This window comes from Acinetobacter sp., assembly GCF_036659555.1.
Classification (GTDB): domain Bacteria; phylum Pseudomonadota; class Gammaproteobacteria; order Pseudomonadales; family Moraxellaceae; genus Acinetobacter.
Genome location: NZ_JAVXCI010000025.1, coordinates 1 through 17505 on the forward strand (window position 1 = coordinate 1; position 17505 = coordinate 17505).

General features: G+C 54.2%; 14 protein-coding genes. 4 read left to right on the top strand and 10 right to left on the bottom strand.

Annotation, left to right across the window (positions count from 1 at the left end):
- Window positions 1–181 (bottom strand): hypothetical protein (locus RSA72_RS05155; RefSeq protein WP_332622294.1); only part of this gene is annotated, 181 nt, incomplete at its 3' end.
- A 211-nt stretch (window positions 182–392) separates the two neighbouring features.
- On the opposite strand from RSA72_RS05155, the gene RSA72_RS05160 reads away from it, so the two are divergent.
- A complete protein-coding gene (locus tag RSA72_RS05160; RefSeq protein ID WP_332622293.1) occupies window positions 393–1100 on the top strand; it encodes a glutathione S-transferase C-terminal domain-containing protein in 708 nt (235 codons plus the stop codon).
- Window positions 1101–1111: 11 nt separating this feature from the next.
- Here the strand turns inward: RSA72_RS05160 and RSA72_RS05165 are convergent, their stop codons facing one another.
- The 6 genes from RSA72_RS05165 to RSA72_RS05190 form a co-directional block, all read right to left on the bottom strand.
- Window positions 1112–2356, bottom strand: a complete 1245-nt coding sequence (locus tag RSA72_RS05165; RefSeq protein WP_332632833.1) for an NADH:flavin oxidoreductase/NADH oxidase family protein — start codon at window positions 2354–2356, stop codon at window positions 1112–1114.
- Between the two features lie 113 nt (window positions 2357–2469).
- Complete coding sequence (locus RSA72_RS05170; RefSeq protein WP_332622291.1) at window positions 2470–4065, bottom strand: ABC transporter ATP-binding protein; 1596 nt, start codon at window positions 4063–4065, stop codon at window positions 2470–2472.
- Window positions 4040–5053, bottom strand: a complete 1014-nt coding sequence (locus RSA72_RS05175; RefSeq protein WP_332622290.1) for an ABC transporter permease — start codon at window positions 5051–5053, stop codon at window positions 4040–4042. Before RSA72_RS05175 ends, RSA72_RS05170 begins: the two co-directional genes overlap by 26 nt.
- Window positions 5053–6120 carry a microcin C ABC transporter permease YejB gene (locus tag RSA72_RS05180; protein ID WP_332622295.1) on the bottom strand — a complete coding sequence of 356 codons (1068 nt, stop codon included), beginning with the start codon at window positions 6118–6120 and terminating at the stop codon, window positions 5053–5055. Before RSA72_RS05180 ends, RSA72_RS05175 begins: the two co-directional genes overlap by 1 nt.
- 25 nt (window positions 6121–6145) lie before the next feature.
- Complete coding sequence (locus RSA72_RS05185) at window positions 6146–7981, bottom strand: extracellular solute-binding protein (RefSeq protein WP_332622289.1); 1836 nt, start codon at window positions 7979–7981, stop codon at window positions 6146–6148.
- Between the two features lie 30 nt (window positions 7982–8011).
- Window positions 8012–11314 carry a lytic transglycosylase gene (locus RSA72_RS05190; protein WP_332622287.1) on the bottom strand — a complete coding sequence of 1101 codons (3303 nt, stop codon included), beginning with the start codon at window positions 11312–11314 and terminating at the stop codon, window positions 8012–8014.
- 206 nt (window positions 11315–11520) lie between these two features.
- On the opposite strand from RSA72_RS05190, the gene dnaQ reads away from it, so the two are divergent.
- The 3 genes from dnaQ (at window position 11521) to nudC (ending at window position 15438) form a co-directional block, all read left to right on the top strand.
- On the top strand, window positions 11521–12891 hold the full coding sequence (gene dnaQ, locus RSA72_RS05195) for a DNA polymerase III subunit epsilon (protein ID WP_332622286.1): 1371 nt from the start codon (window positions 11521–11523) through the stop codon (window positions 12889–12891).
- 127 nt (window positions 12892–13018) lie between these two features.
- A complete protein-coding gene (locus tag RSA72_RS05200) occupies window positions 13019–14662 on the top strand; it encodes a chemotaxis protein (RefSeq protein ID WP_332622285.1) in 1644 nt (547 codons plus the stop codon).
- Window positions 14662–15438 carry an NAD(+) diphosphatase gene (gene nudC / locus RSA72_RS05205; RefSeq protein WP_332622284.1) on the top strand — a complete coding sequence of 259 codons (777 nt, stop codon included), beginning with the start codon at window positions 14662–14664 and terminating at the stop codon, window positions 15436–15438. Before RSA72_RS05200 ends, nudC begins: the two co-directional genes overlap by 1 nt.
- Before the next feature lie 19 nt (window positions 15439–15457).
- Here nudC and RSA72_RS05210 read toward each other — a convergent pair whose 3' ends face one another.
- The 3 genes from RSA72_RS05210 to RSA72_RS05220 all read right to left on the bottom strand — a co-directional run bounded on the left by RSA72_RS05210 (window position 15458) and on the right by RSA72_RS05220 (window position 17499).
- The gene (locus RSA72_RS05210) at window positions 15458–16339 is read right to left on the bottom strand and encodes an alpha/beta hydrolase (protein WP_332622283.1); all 882 of its coding nucleotides are present in this window, start codon (window positions 16337–16339) and stop codon (window positions 15458–15460) included.
- Window positions 16329–17021: a BON domain-containing protein gene (locus tag RSA72_RS05215; RefSeq protein WP_332632835.1), complete on the bottom strand. Its 693-nt coding sequence runs from the start codon at window positions 17019–17021 to the stop codon at window positions 16329–16331. Before RSA72_RS05215 ends, RSA72_RS05210 begins: the two co-directional genes overlap by 11 nt.
- 70 nt (window positions 17022–17091) lie before the next feature.
- A complete protein-coding gene (locus RSA72_RS05220) occupies window positions 17092–17499 on the bottom strand; it encodes a YraN family protein (protein WP_332623256.1) in 408 nt (135 codons plus the stop codon).
- Window positions 17500–17505 lie beyond the last annotated feature (6 nt).

Consider the following 17505-nt stretch of genomic DNA (forward strand, 5'->3'; position numbering starts at 1 on the left):
CTTTCACGGCGGTAACCGGGGTTCGAATCCCCGTAGGGACGCCATATTCGAGATATCCAATCTCATAAAAAAGCCCAAGCATCATGACTTGGGCTTTTTTATTTCCGCTGTTTTCGCAGCCTGTCTGGCAAATATAAAAAAGCAAAATGTTTAGAGGCTTAAACCACTGCTGCCCCATCATTGAATAAAATAAATTTCGGATATGCGGGCCTTTCCAAAGCAGAGCCTTGCCTGCGCAAAGGCGTTTAAGCTTTTCAAGGAAAAATCAGGCAGTGCAGGCGCCAAAATCCAAGAGAGCAGGCGCTTAGGCCACTTTTCAAATGATGTGTTCCTGATTATGCTGGGCATATTGCTTCAAGCGCATTTTTACTGAGCCGATTAAAACTATAAATATGAAACTGACTTTATATCACTTAGCCACTTCACGCTCCCAGCGCATTCTGTGGCTGCTGGAAGAATACCAGCTGAGCTATGAGTTAATTGTCTGCAGGCAGAATCCGCCGAATGCCGGCATGCAGCAGCTGAAGCAGCACAGCGCATCCGCCAAGTTCCCCACACTGCTGATTCAGGCGGATCAGCAGCAGTTTGTGCTGTCTGAAAGCAGCGCGATTGCAGAATTTCTGCAGCCGCATCTGCATCTGCACAAAGCTCCCATGGCAGATTCAGCGCTGGAACAGCAGCTGCAGTTCAGCTTCTGGAAAAACTTTGCCGATGCCAGCTTTATGCCGAATTTGGCCTTAAAGCAGATTTTTGCGCAAATTGCGCAGCGCACGCCCTTACTCCTGCGCCCGGTCAGCTGGTGCTTCAAGCAGGGCTTCAGCTTAGGCTATTTAAATCAGGCGATTGCAGAGCAGCTGAACTGCATTGAGCAGCATCTGTCTAAGCATGCGTGGCTGGCCGGCAGCGGCTTCAGCATTGCAGATATTTTAGTGTGGTTTCCGCTGCAGGCCTGCGCAGCGGCGCATCCTGAGTTTATGCAGTATCCGCATTGCCGGCATTATTTAGCGCAGATTGAAAGCCGGCCCGCCTTCCAGCAGGCCTTGCTGAAAGGCCAGTGGTCTGATGCCCAATTCAAGCAGTACTGGGCTAAGGCATGGTGAACCGGTCTGCATCAGGCCGATTTGCGCGAATTGACCCGGCCTTTGATCACTGCAGTTAAATTGCCTTTGAGGTATTTAAAGAACACTTTCAGCGGCGATAAGCGCGGGTTCGGCTGCCGGCCTTCGCCTATCGCCTTGAACTGCGCCGCGTACCAGATGATTTCCATGATCGCCATTTTATCGACCATTGGAATGCCGGTTTTAATTTTATCTACGCCGTAGCGCACATCCTGTCCGGCAAGCAGGCGCTTGGCCAAATCAATTTCCACCGCAAACGGCCGCGCAATGCCGATAAAATCGCAGGCGCCGCTGTCTAAAGCAGCATTCATGCCGGCTGCGGTGCGGAAACCGCCCGTCACCATCAGGCGGCAGCTGACTTCCTTGCGGATCATGGCGGCGAAATCCAGAAAATACGCTTCGCGCGCAATGGTGCTGGCTTTGCGCCTGCCTTCTTTGGCGCCCGCCATCGCCGGCGCTTCATAGGTGCCGCCGGACACTTCAATCAGGTCAATGCCGGCAGCGTCAATGGCTTTAAATACCGCAACGACATCTTCCTCGCTGATGCCGCCGCGCTGAAAATCCGCCGAATTCAGCTTAACCGAAATAATAAAACTGTCCGATGTGGCCGCCCGCACCGCCGTATAGGCTTCCAGCAGAAAACGCATGCGGTTTTCAACTGAACCGCCCCACTGGTCGCCGCGCTTATTGGTCAGCGGCGATAAAAACTGGCTGATTAAATAGCCATGCGCGCCGTGCAGCTGCACGCCCTCAAAGCCAGCCTTTTCGCAAATGCGCGCAGCATTGGCAAAGCGCTGAATAATGTCCAGAATCTCATCTTCACGCAGTTCACGCGGGGTGCCGAAAGTGGTCGCCAGCATCGGGCTGAACGGCACCGCCGAAGGCGCAACGGTTTCCCTATTCAGGCCTTTCGGGCACTGCCGGCCCGGATGCGACAGCTGAATCAGCTGCGCCATGCCGTGCTTCTTGCCGATTTCCGCCCACTGCCGCAGCAGCGCCAAATCGCGCTCTGACTCAATAGCCACGACACCCGGCTCATTCTTGGCGCGGATATCCACCATGACATTGCCGCTGATGGCGCAGCCCAAGCCGCCTTGGGCCCAGGCCTGATATAAGCCAAAATGCAGGTGATTCGGCTGCCCTGCAGGATTGGCCAAGGCCTCGCTCATTGCGCCTTTGATAATGCGGTTTTTAAACAGGGTGCTGCGGATTTGAATCGGTTCGGCCAGGTGGCTCATGATAAGCATCCATTTTTATTGCTTTAGAGCTGTCACTCTAAAGGGATTATTATGGCCGTCAAGCGCATTATGACAATTATCCTTGTCAAAACAGCCGCTTTGCAGCCCAAGGCTTAATACTGGCTGGCTTCAATCAGCCTGCGGGTATATTCAGTTTGCGGATGTGCAAACAGCGCTTCCGTAGACTGAAACTCCATGACTTTGGCATGGCGCAGCACCAGCACTTTTTGGCACAGCGCCCTCACCACCTGCAAATCATGGCTGATGAAGATGTAGCTCATCCGGTATTCCTGCTGCAGATCGCGCAGCAGCTTGACAATTGCGCGCTGCGTGCTGCGGTCCAAGGCTGAAGTCGGCTCATCCAGAATCAGCAGTTTGGGATGCAGCACCAAAGCCCGCGCCAAAGCCACGCGCTGGCGCTGGCCGCCGGACAGCTCATGCGGATAGCGCAGCCTGAAAGATGCCGGCAATTCCACTTTCTGCAGGGCTTCATCAATTCTGGCCTGAATTTCAGCAGGCGAAAGCTTCTGCATTTCCAGCCCTTCGCCAATGGCCTGCTCTACATTCAGACGCGGATTCAGGCTGCTGAACGGGTCTTGAAACACCATCTGGAAAGCGCTGCGCAAAGGGCGCAGCTGCTTTTCCTTCAGCGCATTTAAATCCCGCCCCTGCAGCACAATCCGGCCATCGCTTTCAATTAAGCGCGCCACCGCCAAAGCCAGCGAAGTTTTGCCAGAGCCGCTTTCGCCGACAATGCCGACCGACTGGCCTTGCCCTACAGATAAATCCAAAGGCTCCACGGCGGTAAAATAGCCTTTGACCCGGTTCAGCAGGCCCTGCTTGATCGGAAATTTCACCCCCAATTGCGTCAGCTGCAGCAGCACGCCCTGTTCAGGCACCGCCAAGGCTTGGCCAAAATCCTGATTCAGCAGATTGCGGGTATAAGCCTGCGCCGGCGCATTGAAAATCTGCGCAGCCTGGCCCTGTTCTTCCACCAGGCCTTTATTCATGACAATGACCTGATCAGCGTAGCGGCGCACCAGATTCAAGTCATGGCTGATCAGAATCACCGCCATATTGCGGCTGCGCTGCAGCGATTTCAGCAGGCTGAGAATCTGCGCCTGCAGCGTGACATCCAGCGCCGTGGTCGGTTCATCGGCAATTAAAATTTCCGGCTCCAGCGCCAAAGCCATGGCGATCATCACGCGCTGGCGCTGGCCGCCGGACAGCTCATGCGGATAGCGCCGCAGCTTGTCCTGCGGCTCAGCAATGCCGACATCCTGCAGCAGCTGCACCACCCGCTCACGGGTTTTGGCCTTAGGCCAGCCCTGCAGCAGCAGGGTTTCGCCAATAATTTTTTCCACCCGGTGCAGGGGATTCAGCGCGGTCATCGGCTCCTGAAAAATCATCGCGATTTTATGGCCGCGGACTTGCCGGTACTGTTCCTGGCTCAGCGCCAGCAGATTCCGGCCCTGCAGCAGGGCCTGGCCTGAAACCTGCAGATTTTCCGGCAGCAGGCCCAGCAGCGCCAAACTGCTGATGGATTTTCCGGAACCGCTCTCGCCCACCAGCGCCAGCGTCTGCCCGGCATGCAGCTCAAAGCTTAAATCCTGCACCAGCGCCTGCGCGCCGTGCTGAATATGCAGCTGGCTAACGCACAGCATGGCCTGCCCGGCCGGCATCTTAGTGCTGTCTTGGATCGAATGCATCGCGCGCCGCCTCCCCAATGTAAATCAATAAAGACAATACAATGGCTAAAGTAAAAAATCCGGATAAGGCCAGCCACGGCGCATTTAAATTATTCTTGCCCTGCAGCAGCAGCTCGCCCAGAGAAGCCGCATCAGGCGGCAGGCCGTAGCCTAGAAAATCCAGCGCCGTTAAGGCGGTAATATTCGCGGTCAGCATGAACGGCAGCTGCGACAGGCTGGAGCTCATGGCATTCGGCAGGATATGCCGGAACATAATTGTCCGGTCAGTCACGCCCAGGCTGCGCGCCGCCCGCACATAGTCAAAATTGCGCGCGCGCAAAAACTCCGCCCGCACCAAGCCCACCAGCGCAGGCCAGCCGAACAGCAGCATAATTGCAAACAGCCAGTACACGCTTGGGCTGAACATGCTGACTAGAATCATCACCATGAACAGCATCGGCAGGCCGCCCCACACTTCCAGAATGCGCTGGCCGATTAAATCAATCCAGCCGCCGTAATAGCCTTGAACCGCGCCCAGCATAATCCCCAGCACGGCCGAAGCCAGCGTCAAAGCGAAACCGAACAGCAGCGACACCCGCAGGCCGTAGAGGATGCGCGCCAGCACATCGCGGCCCTGATCATCCGTGCCCAGCCAGTTCTGCTGCGTTGGGGCAGACGGCACCGGTACAGCAAGGTCCAAATTCGGAGTTTGAAAGGAATATTCGATGAGCGGCCAAACAGCCCAGCCCTTTTCAGCAATCAGCTGCTGCACCGCGGGATCTTTATAGTCCGCTTCCGTTTCAAATACGCCGCCAAAAGCCGTTTCCGGATAGGCTTTCAGCACCGGCACATACAGGCTGCCGCCGTACTTCACCAGCAGCGGCTTATCATTGGCGATCAGCTCCGCCCCCAAAGACAGCGCGAAAATAACCGCAAACAAAATAAAGCAGCCGAAGCCGAGTTTATTGTCCTTAAAGCGCCGCAGCCGCGCCCGCATGATCGGAGACATTATTCCGCCCCCCGCGAGTCAAAATTAATCCGCGGATCAATCACCTGATACAGCACATCGCTGATTAGGCGCAGAATCAGCCCCAGCAGGGTGAAGATAAACAGCGTGCCGAAAATCACCGGATAGTCGCGCTGCACAATCGCTTCAAAGCCCAGCAGGCCCAGCCCGTCCAGGTTGAAAATAATTTCAATGAATAAATTGCCGACAAAAAAGATCCCGATCAGCGCTTCCGGCAGGCCGGCAATCACGATCAGCATGGCATTGCGGAATACATGCCCATACAGCACGCGCGATTCTGTTAAGCCTTTGGAGCGGGCAGCCAGCACGTACTGCTTATTCAGCTCTTCCATAAAGGAATATTTGGTTAAATACGTCAGGCCGGCAAAACCGCCGATAATCATCGCCAGCAGCGGCAGCGCCATATGCCAGAAATAGTCGGCAATCTTGCCCCAGAGGCTCAGCTCGGAAAAATTTTCCGACACCAGGCCCTGCAGCGGAAACCATTGAAAATAAGAGCCGCCGGCAAAGAATACGATCAGCAGAATTGCAAAAGCAAAGGCCGGAATGGCATAGCCCACCGCCAGCAGCAATGAAGTCGCCTTATCAAACAGCAGGCCATGCTGGCGGGCTTTTTTAATGCCGAGCGGTATAGACACCAGATAAATCAGCACAGTGCTCCATAAGCCCAAGGACAGCGAAACCGGCAGCTTTTCCCGCAGCAGCTGGGTGACCGGCTTGTCTTTAAAGAAACTGACGCCAAAATCAAAACGGGCATAGCCTTTCAGCATTTGCCAAAAGCGCTCCGGCGCAGGCTGGTCAAAACCGTACTGGGCTTCAATTTTTTTCACCATGTCTTCGCTTAGGCCTTTGGCGCCCTGGTACTGGCTGCTGTTCTGCGCCGTTTCCGCGCCTCCGGCTGCGCCGATGCCCTGAAATGCTTCGGCCCGCTGAATCGCCTGCTCCACCGGCCCGCCCGGCGCAATCTGAATGACCGCAAAATTAATCAGCAAAATCACCAGCAAGGTGGGAATAATCAGCAGCAGCCTTTTTAAAATATATGTGCCCATCATTGATTATCCTTATGCTTAGGGCTTATTGCTTGCGCAAATAATGCGCCACTTTTTGGGCCTGCGCGGCATCACTCCACCAGTAGTCAACACCGGTCGAAAGCTTGGGCTTGACTGCCGGCTGCCGGTACATATTCCAGTACGCTAGCCAGTTTTCGCCTTTGCCGTAAGTTGGAATCTGATAATAGCCGGCGCGCAGCAGGCGGTCCAGGGCCCGGGTGCGGGTTACTAAACTGGCGCGGTCAGGCGCGCGGATCAGCTGCTGCACCACCGCATCAATCGCGGTGTTTTTAATGCCGGCATAATTGTAATTTCCGGGCTGATCCGCCGAGGCGCTGCCCCAGAACTGCGCCTGCTCATTGCCCGGGCTGAGGGACTGCGGCATGGCATCGGTGGTCATGTCAAAGTCCTTGGTGCGCATGCGCTCTATGTACTGCGGCACATCCACCTGGCGGATATGCACCTGAATGCCCAAGCGCTTCAAGTTGCGCACAAAAGGCATCAAGGTGCGCTGCAGGCCATCCTGATGAATCAGGAATTCAATTTCAATCGGCTTGCCGGATTTGTCCAGCAGCCGGCCGTCTTTAAATTTATAGCCGGCATTCAGCAGCAGCTGGCGCGCAATCAGCAGATTGCTACGGTTAAAGCCACTGCCGTCAGATACCGAATACTTCCAGTCTTTGAGCACGCCGGCGCGCTGCACCGGGTCGAGCTTTGCCAGCTGCGGCTTCAGCACCGCCAATTCCGCTGCCGACGGCAGGCCTTTGGCTTCCAGTTCGCTGTTGGAAAAAAAGCTCTGCAGGCGCCGGTACTGGCCATAAAACAGCGCCTTGTTCTGCCACTCAAAATCATAGGCGTAGGTCAGCGCCTGGCGCAGGCGGATGTCCTGAAACGGCGCACGGCGGGTATTGAACACATAGCTCTGGGTGGCAATCGGGTTGTAATGCTGGAAGCGGTACTTCACCACCATGCCAGCTTTGACTGCCGGAAAATGATATTCCGTCACCCATTTGCGCGCAGTCAATTCTTCATGCAGGGTATACTGCCCGGACTTAAAGCCTTCAAAAGCGATGTCGAGGCTGCGGTAATACACATATTTCAGCCGGTCAAAATTATAGCGCCCCTTATTCACCGGCAGGTCTTTGCCCCAGTAATCCGGATTGCGCTTATAGCTGACGCTGCGCCCCGCATCAATGCGGTCAATCAAATACGGCCCGGAGCCTAAAATCGGCTGCAGGGTCACGCGGCTGAAATCCTTGCTGCTCCAGTCTTTTTTGGAATAGATCGGCATCTGCGCCAAAATCAGCGGCATTTCGGCATTATTGTCCGATTTAAAGCTCATTTTAACCTGATGCCTGGACAGCACTTCAGTTTTGTCCAAATCCGCCAGATACATCTGCAGGCCCGGATTGGACTTGCTCTGAAAGGCGTCAAAGCTGTATTTCACATCAGCTGCCGTAAGCGGCGAGCCGTCACTGAACTTGGCTTTAGGATTCAGATGGAAAATCACATAGGCGGTTTTCTTCGGATCAAAGGTGGCTTTTTCCGCCAGCAGCGGGTACATCACCCCCGGCTCATCCAAAGAGCTGCTCATCAGGCTGTCAAACAGGTAATTCACCCCGTCCGCCGCGCTGCCCTTGCCGTTCATGCTGTTCAGATTGTCGAAGGTGCCATTGCCGGAGGTGCTTAAATAGCCGCCCTTGGGCGCAGCCGGATTGGCATACGGCATGGCGGAAAGCCCCGCATACAGCGGCGCGCTGTGCACGGCAATAAAAGGCGTGGTTTGCAGCGCAGCCCATGCGCCCTGCGCCAAAACCGCTGCCCCGCCGGCGAAAATCAGGCGCTTTACTGCGGACTGCATAGGCTTGCTGCTCCGTGTGCCGCGCAGGCTTTAATTCGGCACTTTAATGACATCGCCAATCCGCAATTGCGCAGAAGGCTTCAAGTCATTCATTTCCGCCAAGGCATTGCTTTCCATGCCGTAGCGGCTGGCTAAGCCGATTAAAGTATCGCCGCGCTTAATGCGGTATTCACTGATGGTCTTTGGAATGGCAATTTTCTGGCCGACGCGCACGCCTACGCGCGGGCTTAAACCGTTCATTTCCGCCAGTTCAGCTGCGCTGATGCCGGCCTTGCCTGCAATTAAATTCAGCGATTCGCCGGATTTCACCGTATAGCTTTCTGTGCTGCCGGCATTGCGCAGGGCTGATGCAGCCGCTTTGCTGCTGGCCTTGGGCTGTTCCGGCGCCGGCGCGTCCGGCACATCGCCTGTCAGCTTTAAGCGCTGGCCTGCCCGCACTGCGCTGCTGCGGCTTAAATTATTCAGCTCTGCCAAATAGTTCAGCTGCAGATTATATTTCTGCGCAACCGCGCTCAGGGTTTCGCCGGATTTCACGACGTGGCTGTCCTTGACCAGACCCGCGCTGCTGCGGCTGTCAGCCTTAGCCGCAGTTTTCGCCTCCGCCTTAGCTTCAGGAACATCGCCGGTCAATTTCAGGCGCTGCCCCGCGCGCAGGCCCGCATTGCGCTTAAGCCCATTGACATTGGCAATGTAGTCCATACCCAGATTATAGCGCCCCGCAATTCCGGATAAGGTGTCGCCGGACTGCACCGTATACTGGTCCGGAACAATTGCGCCGGCTGGGATTTTTAAAGTCTGGCCCACAAGCAGGCCGCTGCTGGCGGAAATTTTATTTAATTCCGCCAGCTCACTCATGGCGATTTTCGCCTGCGAAGCAATGCTGTACAGCGTGTCGCCGCGCTGCACCGCATAGCTTTCGGTTTTATAGCTGGCCTCAGCTTTAGCCTCAGACTTCACGCTGGAAGCAGGCGTTTTTTCATCCGCTTTGGCGCTGGATGAAGCCGCTGCGCCATTGACTTCATTTAAAGGCACATTGATTTTCTGCCCGACCAGCAGGCTGCTGGACGGCGTCAGGCCAGCGGTTAAATCCGCCAGCTCCTGATTTGACAAGGCATAGCGGTCCGCAATCAGCTTCATGTATTCACCGCGCTTAACGGCATAAGTCTTCGTCGGCACTTTCTGCGCTTTTTTCTCCGCTTCGGCCTTTTTGCTGTCCGCTTCCAGTTTCGCCTTAGAGGCCGGGGTTTCTTTCAGTGACAGCTTTTGCCCGACCAGCAGGACGCTGCTGGCATTCAGATTATTGTAATCCGCCAGCTGCTTCACCGATAAGCCAAACTGGCCGGCCACCCCGGACAGGCTGTCATTGGCCTTCACCACATAGCTTTCCGGCTGAGCTTTGGCCTTGGACTGTTCCGGCGCCGCTGCAGGCTTGGCGTCATACAGATAGATCACCGTGCCGACATATAGAGTCGAGGCCGCATCCATCTGGTTCCATTTCGCCACATCGCGCCAGTTCACGCCATTTTTCATCGCAATAACGGCCAAGGTATCGCCGGGCTGAACCGTATAGGTACTGCGCTTGCCTTTAGGCGCCACCACCACCACTTCGGAATCGGTTTTAATGTAGTTTTTATCCAGATTGCGCTTCGCTTCGTCTGAATCAGGGCGCGTATTTTCCGCCACGCCTTTAGGGTAGGCAAAGCCCTTGGTCAGCTCCTTGCCCTGCTGCTCCGCCACCGACTGGCTGGTTTGGATTGCCGTCAGCTTAATTTTGCCATCATAAGGATCAACAATTTCCGTGCCTTTCGGCGCCAGCGCTTTCAGCTCCTGCACAACCTCATCCTGTTCCGCCTTAGTGGCGATAGGCTTCAGCACTTCATCCACCGTTTTTGTTTCGCCTTCGGCCTGAATGGCAGCCATAATCTGCTCACGCTCTTTGGCGGAAAGCGGCGGTTCTGCGGACACCGACTTCACCGGTGCAGCAGGCGTTACCGCTACAGGAATGCGCGGCGCGCTGGGAATATCGATGCTGGATGCAAAAGCAGCCAATGCTGACGAGCCTTGCGGCGTTTTCGTCTGCGGCCGGCCAAAGGCAGCGCTCACGGCAGGCTGCGCCGCAGCCGGTTTCGCTGCCGAAGCAATCAAAGGCGGCGCAGATGCAGATGGCACAATCACTTTCGAATTCAAATCCGGCGGCGCTTCGCGCGATGGCGCAATCACGGCATTATTCTTCGGCAAGTCTTGGCTGAAGCCGCCAGCCCAGTAACCGCCTGAACTGGACTGCATTTTTTTCAGCTTTCCGTCTACAGACGGGCTGATGTCTGCAGGGATCAGGATTTTCATCGGGCTGGCAGTATCAATAATTTCACTGCGGTGGCCGGGGTTCAGCGCATAAAGCTCGGCGCGGCTTAAGCCGGTGAGCGAAGAAACTTCATTCAGATTTGCAGGCCCCACCACCACTTCCCTGAAGTGCGGGCGGTTAGCGATAGGAGGCAGGCTTACGCCGTATTCGCCCGGATTTTTAACAATTTGCGCAACCGCCAGGAAGCGCGGCACGTAGTTCATGGTTTCCTGCGGCAGTTTCAGCGACCAGTAATCCGTTGGCAGGCCGGCAGCCTTATTGCGGTTAATCGCCTGCTGAATGCGGCCGGGGCCTGCATTGTAGGATGCCAGAGCCAGCTCCCAGGAACCGAACTGATTATATAAGCTGCCTAAAAACTCATAGGCGGCGCGGGTCGATTCAACCACGTCACGACGCCCATCATACATATCGGTCTGCTTTAAGCCGTAAATGCGGCCGGTGCTGGGAATAAACTGCCATAAGCCGGCGGCGGCGGCGCTGGAAGTCGCTGCCGGATCATAGGAGCTTTCAATGACAGGCAGCAGCGCCAGCTCGGTCGGCATGCCGCGGCGCTCCGCCTCTTTCACCGTGTGGTACAGATAGCGCGACGCGCGCGCGCTTAAGCGGTCTATGTAAGGCTGGCGCGAAGCGAACCAGCCGCGCTGCGCCTCAATGCGGGTATCCCAATGGTTTAAATCCATTTTGAAACCTACCGTCATGCGCTTCCAGACATCGCCGTGCTTTAAAACCTGCAGGCGGTCACCCTCTACCGCGCGCATATCGGTGGCGGAAAGCAGGTCTTCCAGGCCATCCAGGCTGCTGGCGTCCAAATAGCCCGATGAACCAACCATTTTCGACTTCGAGGCCTGTGTTGCGCTGGAAGATGATGAACAGCCTGTCAAGCCTAAAGCGGCTAACGCTGAGCCCAGTACTGTAATTTTGAATAATGCAGGCAGAGCGGGCTGACACCGGATCATGGTTGATTTATACATAAAAAAATCCAAACAACTCGTATAAAGTTTATTTTTTAGATATGCCATTGTAGTGAAGCGGGAGGCAGACACAAGGCGTTAATTTAACGCGATTCCGCTATAAATGTTACAAGAAATTAAAAAAACGTGATGATATCGCTTCCGCAATTCCAATTGCGCTATACAATACCCCTCTAATTTCAGCTTTCATATCCGGATTCAGATTTATGTCTCAAACAATCACGCTTTACGTTGATGGCGCATGTCGCGGCAATCCAGGTTTAGGCGGTTGGGGGGCATATGTCATTACAGAATCCGCGGAGCACAAGCTCTGCGGCGGCGAAGCCGAAACCACCAATAACCGCATGGAGCTGACGGCAGCCATTGAAGGCGTGCTGTTTTGCCCTGCGGACGCCAAGCTGGAAATTTGGACGGACTCCAAATATGTCAAGCAAGGCATTACCGAGTGGATTCACGGCTGGAAAAAGAAAAACTGGAAAGACGTCAAAAACCCGGACCTGTGGAAAAAGCTGGATGCCGCCTGCCAGGGCCGCGACATTGCATGGCACTGGATTAAAGGCCATGCCGGCCACGCCGGCAATGAAATGGCCGATCAGCTGGCCAATCAGGGCGCTGACGAAATGCTGGCGAAAATTAAAAGCGGCACGGATGAAGCGCCTAAAAAAAAAGCGGAAGCTGACTGGCTGCTGAATGATCCCTTCGGCCTGGATCTGGCCGATGCCGAAGAAGATGAATTAGAGGCTGAAGAAACATTGGAAACATCCGAAGCTGAAAGCGTTCAGGCCGATGCGCCGGCAGCCGATGAAAGCGCCGCGCTGCAGCAGCCTTCCGGCGCGCCCATCCATCCAATGATTGTGATTACCCCGGCCACGGTGGAAATGCAGGGCCCGCGCCAGCTGATTCTGGATACCGAAACCACCGGCTTCTATTTTCAGGACACTGACCGCATCATTGAAGTCGGCGCGATTGAGATGATCAACCGCAAGCTGACCGGCAGCTCCATCCATATTTACATCAACCCGAAAAAACCCGTCGGCGAATCTGAAAATATCCACGGCATCAGCGATGAGTTTTTAAAGGATAAGCCGGAATATGCGGAAATTGCCGGTGCGCTTTTTGACTATTTAAAAGGCGCCGAAATTATTGCGCATAACGCTACTTTTGACATGAACTTCCTGAACATGGAATTCCGCCGCGCAGGCTTCCCTGCGCTGTCGGAAGTCTGCGCAGTGACGGATACTTTAGCCATGGCCAAGGCCAAGCATCCGGGGCAGAAAAACTCGCTGGACGCTTTAGTGCGGCGCTATGAAATTCCGCAGCGTGACCGGACCTTCCACGGCGCACTGCTGGATGCTGAAATCCTGTCAGATGTTTATCTGGCGATGACTGGCGGCCAGGTTTCCTTTGACATGGATGCCCTGACCTATGCCAATGATGCGTCAGGGAAAATTGCCAGACAGGCGGTGCAAATTGACCTGCCGCTGATTCTGCCAAGCGCTGAAGAACTGGAGCAACATGAGAATTGGATCAAGGAATTTGCAGAAAAACATGGCACACCTTGCCTTTTTGTGAAATAAAATCTAAATTTACTGTTATTTTTTGTATTTAAACCCTGAATACTTAGGCTATAGTTAAACAAAAGATGGCCCGCCTGCACACAGGCGGCTCATAAACAAGATAAAACCCTAGGAAAGGTGCAGATAAATGTCTTACCAAACCTCTATTCATTTTGACCCGACGGCATTGCTGATAATAAAAAATGAGGTTGATAACTCAATCAAGTTAGTCGAATCAGCAGTCAGCACCTTAGTAGAAGACCAAACTCTGCCTTTCGGCATTGATGATGCGCTGAATCAATTTGAACAGTGCGCGCAAGTGCTGGCTTTAATTGATATGTCCAGCCTGGCGAAAATTGCCCAATATTCGGCGGAACTGATGCGCAAGATCATGGGGAATCCTGCCGTCATCAACACCACCGATGTCGTAGCGCTCAGCGAAGGCACCACCATGCTGAAGCGCTATGTGGAATTCATCTGCCTGCGCGAAGTCAAAATTCCGCAGTTCCTGCTGGATACCCTGAACCGCCTTGAATTAGCCTTAGGCAAACCTGTAACCGCGGAAGGCCAGCATATTGAAGCTTTGCTGGACTGCATCACCCCGGACTTTGACCTGCCGCAGGCGCCGGCGCTGGAAAAATCCAAATATGTGCAGCGCCTGTACAAGCTCTCCTTAAGCAAGCTGCTGAAGCAGGAAGAAAGCGGGCTGGACCTGCAGGCCATTAAGCTGGCCGGCGCCTATTTGAGCGGGCTGTCAGAAAAGCACCCAAGCAAGCAGTACTGGAATCTGGTTTTCGCCGCTTTCAATCAAATTGACCAGCTGCTGATCAATGAGCCGCGGCTGCGCACCCTGGTCAGCATTGAGCGCAATATCGCACAGTACTTCAGCGCGCCAGAGCGCTTCAAGGCCTCGCTTTCAGATTTGGCGAATGTGCTGAGCCTGTGCATCAGCCAGGAAGACGAAGTTTCGCAGCATATCCGCGGCAAGCTGAATATCGGTGACGACCTGCTGACCGACACCCAGCTGCAGGTGTTCAGCCGCCATCTGTATGGCCCTGATTTCGATACCATGCACACCATCAGCAATTTGGTGACCGCCGAAATGGCGCAAATCCGCAATGATATTGAGTTCAACTATCAGAATATGACGCCGGAAAAAACCCAGGAGCTGCAGGGCAAGCTGCTGCAGCTGGCGAATATTTTCAAAGTGCTGAATCTGAATGAAGCGCACAATGACCTTGCGCGCCAGGCAGCCTCGCTGAGCCAAAGCGAAATTCTGAGAGATGACAGCTTTGCGCAGCAGCTGATGAACGGCATTCTGTCTGCGATGAATTCGATTGGCGTGCTGGAGCGCCACCACACATCCAGCCGCCTGCAGCTGCGCGTGAACAACATGAATATTTCACTCGACCGCCTGGACGAAGCGCATGAAGCCCTGCTGAACGAAACTAAAAAACTGATTGACCTGTCCAGCCAAACGCTGGTGCAGTATGTGAAAGATCAGGATTTAGCGCCTTTAGAAGCGGTGCCGGTGCAGCTGCGTGAAATTGGCGGCGCATTGCTGTTCTTAAATGCGGAAGCAGGCCTCGACGCACTGAACGCAGCCGCAAATTTCCTGCAGGAACGTCTGGAATCTTCAGGCGTATTGAGCGCAGCTGACATCAACAATGTGCTGGATACCTTGGCCAGCGCAGACATGCTGATTGACAACTTAAAAAACAGGCAGCCGGTGCTGCATGCCATGTTTAAAGTCGCATTGGCCAGCAGCGGCAAGCTGAAATCGGCTGCCTGATGAGTGCGCTGTCGCTTGCCTATATCTTCAAACAGCAGCAGCTGCTGGTTGATGAACACTATCAGCTGCCGCGGGTTGAAAGCCTGGCCGGCGACCTGCTGATCAGTGCGGGCGATCAAGTGATTGCCCGCGACCTGCTGGATGATGAAGCGATTCCCGCAGGCCTGCAGCTGGTGCCGATCCGCCAGCTGCTGCAGCTGTGGACAGTTCAGCAGTTTGAGCAGGCCAGCCGCGCGATCCAGCTTCTGGAATGGCGGCGCAATCATAAATTCTGCAGCCACTGCGGCCATCAGACTGAAGCGCATGCCAGCGAATACGCCATGGTCTGCCCAGCCTGCGGCTATCACCAGTACCCCCGCGTCAATCCCTGCGTCATCACCGTAATTACCCGCGGCAAAGATGAAATTCTTCTGGCCAAAAGCGCCCGCAACAAAAACAGCAGCATGTATGGCCTGATTGCCGGATTCATTGAAGTCGGCGAAACGCTGGAAGATGCCGTGCGGCGCGAAACCATGGAAGAAGTTGGACTAAAACTGAAAAATATCCAGTACTTAGCCAGCCAGCCGTGGCCGTTCCCAAGCAATTTAATGATCGCCTTTAAAGCGGAATACGCTTCGGGCGATATTGCCCTTCAGCCAGAAGAAATCAGCGACGCGGCCTTCTTTAAATTTGATCAGCTGCCGGAAATTCCGTTCAAAGGCAGCATTGCGCATGCCATGATTATGCATGCGGTTCACGGCGCCGCCGTGGCGGATGATACCCAAGCCTGGCTCTAAGCCGGCTTTCCCCCGCCCCTTATTTTAAGGCGTCATCCAGCGCGCGCATAATTTCAGCTTTGGTGGCAAAGAAGCGGCTGAATAAGCTCGACACCGAGCCAATCATGGTAATGTGCCCAACGCGCGGCACGGAAATCAGCTGGCTGTAATTGCCCCGCTCCCTCAGCTTGGCGTCAAAATCGGAACTGTTGCTGTGCCCGACAATGTTGTCATTGGCGGCCGTAAACAGATAATGCTTAATGCTGTTCTGCTCAACAAAATAATACGGCATAACCTGCTGATAAGGCATATTCTGATCAAAAGCATCGGCGCAGAGCGGATCGCCCTTGTAATCAAAATGGTACGGCCCGGCCAAGCCGATAATCGCGCGGATTTTATCGCGGCTTTGCAACTGGTACGGATGCGGATGGTACAGCGCCGACATCACATTGAAGGCCCCCGCCGAATGCCCCATCAGGACAATATTTTCCGCCGCAATCTGCAGTTTCAGCTGCGACTGGTTCAGGAAATTCAGCGCCAGGCTCAGATCATTAATATAGCTTGGAAAAATATGCTTAGGCGCCAGATGGTAATTAATCACGGCGACATCAAAGCCTTCTTTGGCAAAAGCTTCGCCAATGAAGCTGTAATCTTTTTTATCGCCGTGCATCCATGCGCCGCCATGCACAAAGACAATCAGCGGGCGCTGCTGGCGCGGCGAGCTGCTGCGGTACAAGTCCAGCCGGTGGCGCGCTTTCAGGCCATAAGGCACGTTTTTCTGCACCGTATAGCCCTGCTTTGGCGTCAGGCGGTTTAAAGCGTAGCTGCCGAAATCATAAATGCGGAAATTCCGGTACAGGAATTTCGCAAGTTCAGCTTTCTGCTTCAGCTGGTCTTTCCAGCCCTTCAAGTTAAGATGCATTGCTCGGTTCAGCTGTATCCGGATCAATTGCGACAGGCGTTTTCACATCCGGTTCGGCATTCAAGGGCAGCGATGAAACACTGGCCGCCGTGCGGGCAGCTTGCGGATTCTGCTCAATATTGTCCACTAAGGTAATAATTTTGGTCACGTTGCCGACCTGCTGCAGCTGCTGATTCAAGTCATCGATTTCTGCAGTATTCAGGCGCCCCATCACATACAGCACGCCGTTTTCTGTATGAATGTTCACTTTGCTGTCCGACACCACCGGCGCTTTCATAATCAGGCCGCGGGTATTGGCCGTGACAGCCGTGTCCTGCATGATGGTGCTGTAGCTGATTTGATTGCCGACCGTAATGAAATTATGCACGGTTTTGACATCGCTCATGGCTTTGACATTGTCTTCCGCCAGCTGCCTCAAATGCGCGTCCGGCACTTGGCCTGTCAGCAGCACATTGCCGTGAAAGCTGTCAATATTCACGCGCGACTGGTTAAAGCGCGAATCCAGTTTGTATAAATTAATTTTCGCCGTGCGGACAATGGAGGAATCAATAAAAACCTGCCCTAAAGACCGCGCGCCGCTTTCTGTCCCTACTGGAGCAGTGCCTGTGCCGCCGGAAATAAAACTTGCGCAGCCCGATAAACTGGCAGCACACAGCATGGTCATTGCAATACGCTTAAACACTCAGCAAGACTCCTCAATCTAAATATTTTTCAGTCGTTTTCTATCTATGCATTTACACAGCATGTTTTGTTCAAAGATTAATAAACTCTTGATCAAAAGTAAAAGCATTTTCTATCCATTGATGATCATAAGTGAAATTGGAAAAATCTTGCTGTATCGATTTTGCAAAGCGCTGATAAAAATCAAAACAAATCACATCAAAGCGCCAGTCATGCTGCTGAAGCTCCGGCCGCGCGCTGAAAAAATGCAGGGCGGTTTTCAGCATTTTGCGCTGCTTGTGCACGGATACGCTTTCAGCAGCCTGCGCATAGGCGGTTCTGGAACGCGCTTTGACCTCAATCAGCAGCAGCTCCTGCCCACGCTGCACAATCAAGTCAATTTCACCGTAAGGGCTGTGATAGTTGGCCTGCACCAAGGCATAGCCCTGCAATTCCGCCAGCTTCAGCGCCTGCTGCTCCGCCCATTGCCCTAAATTCATTGCAGG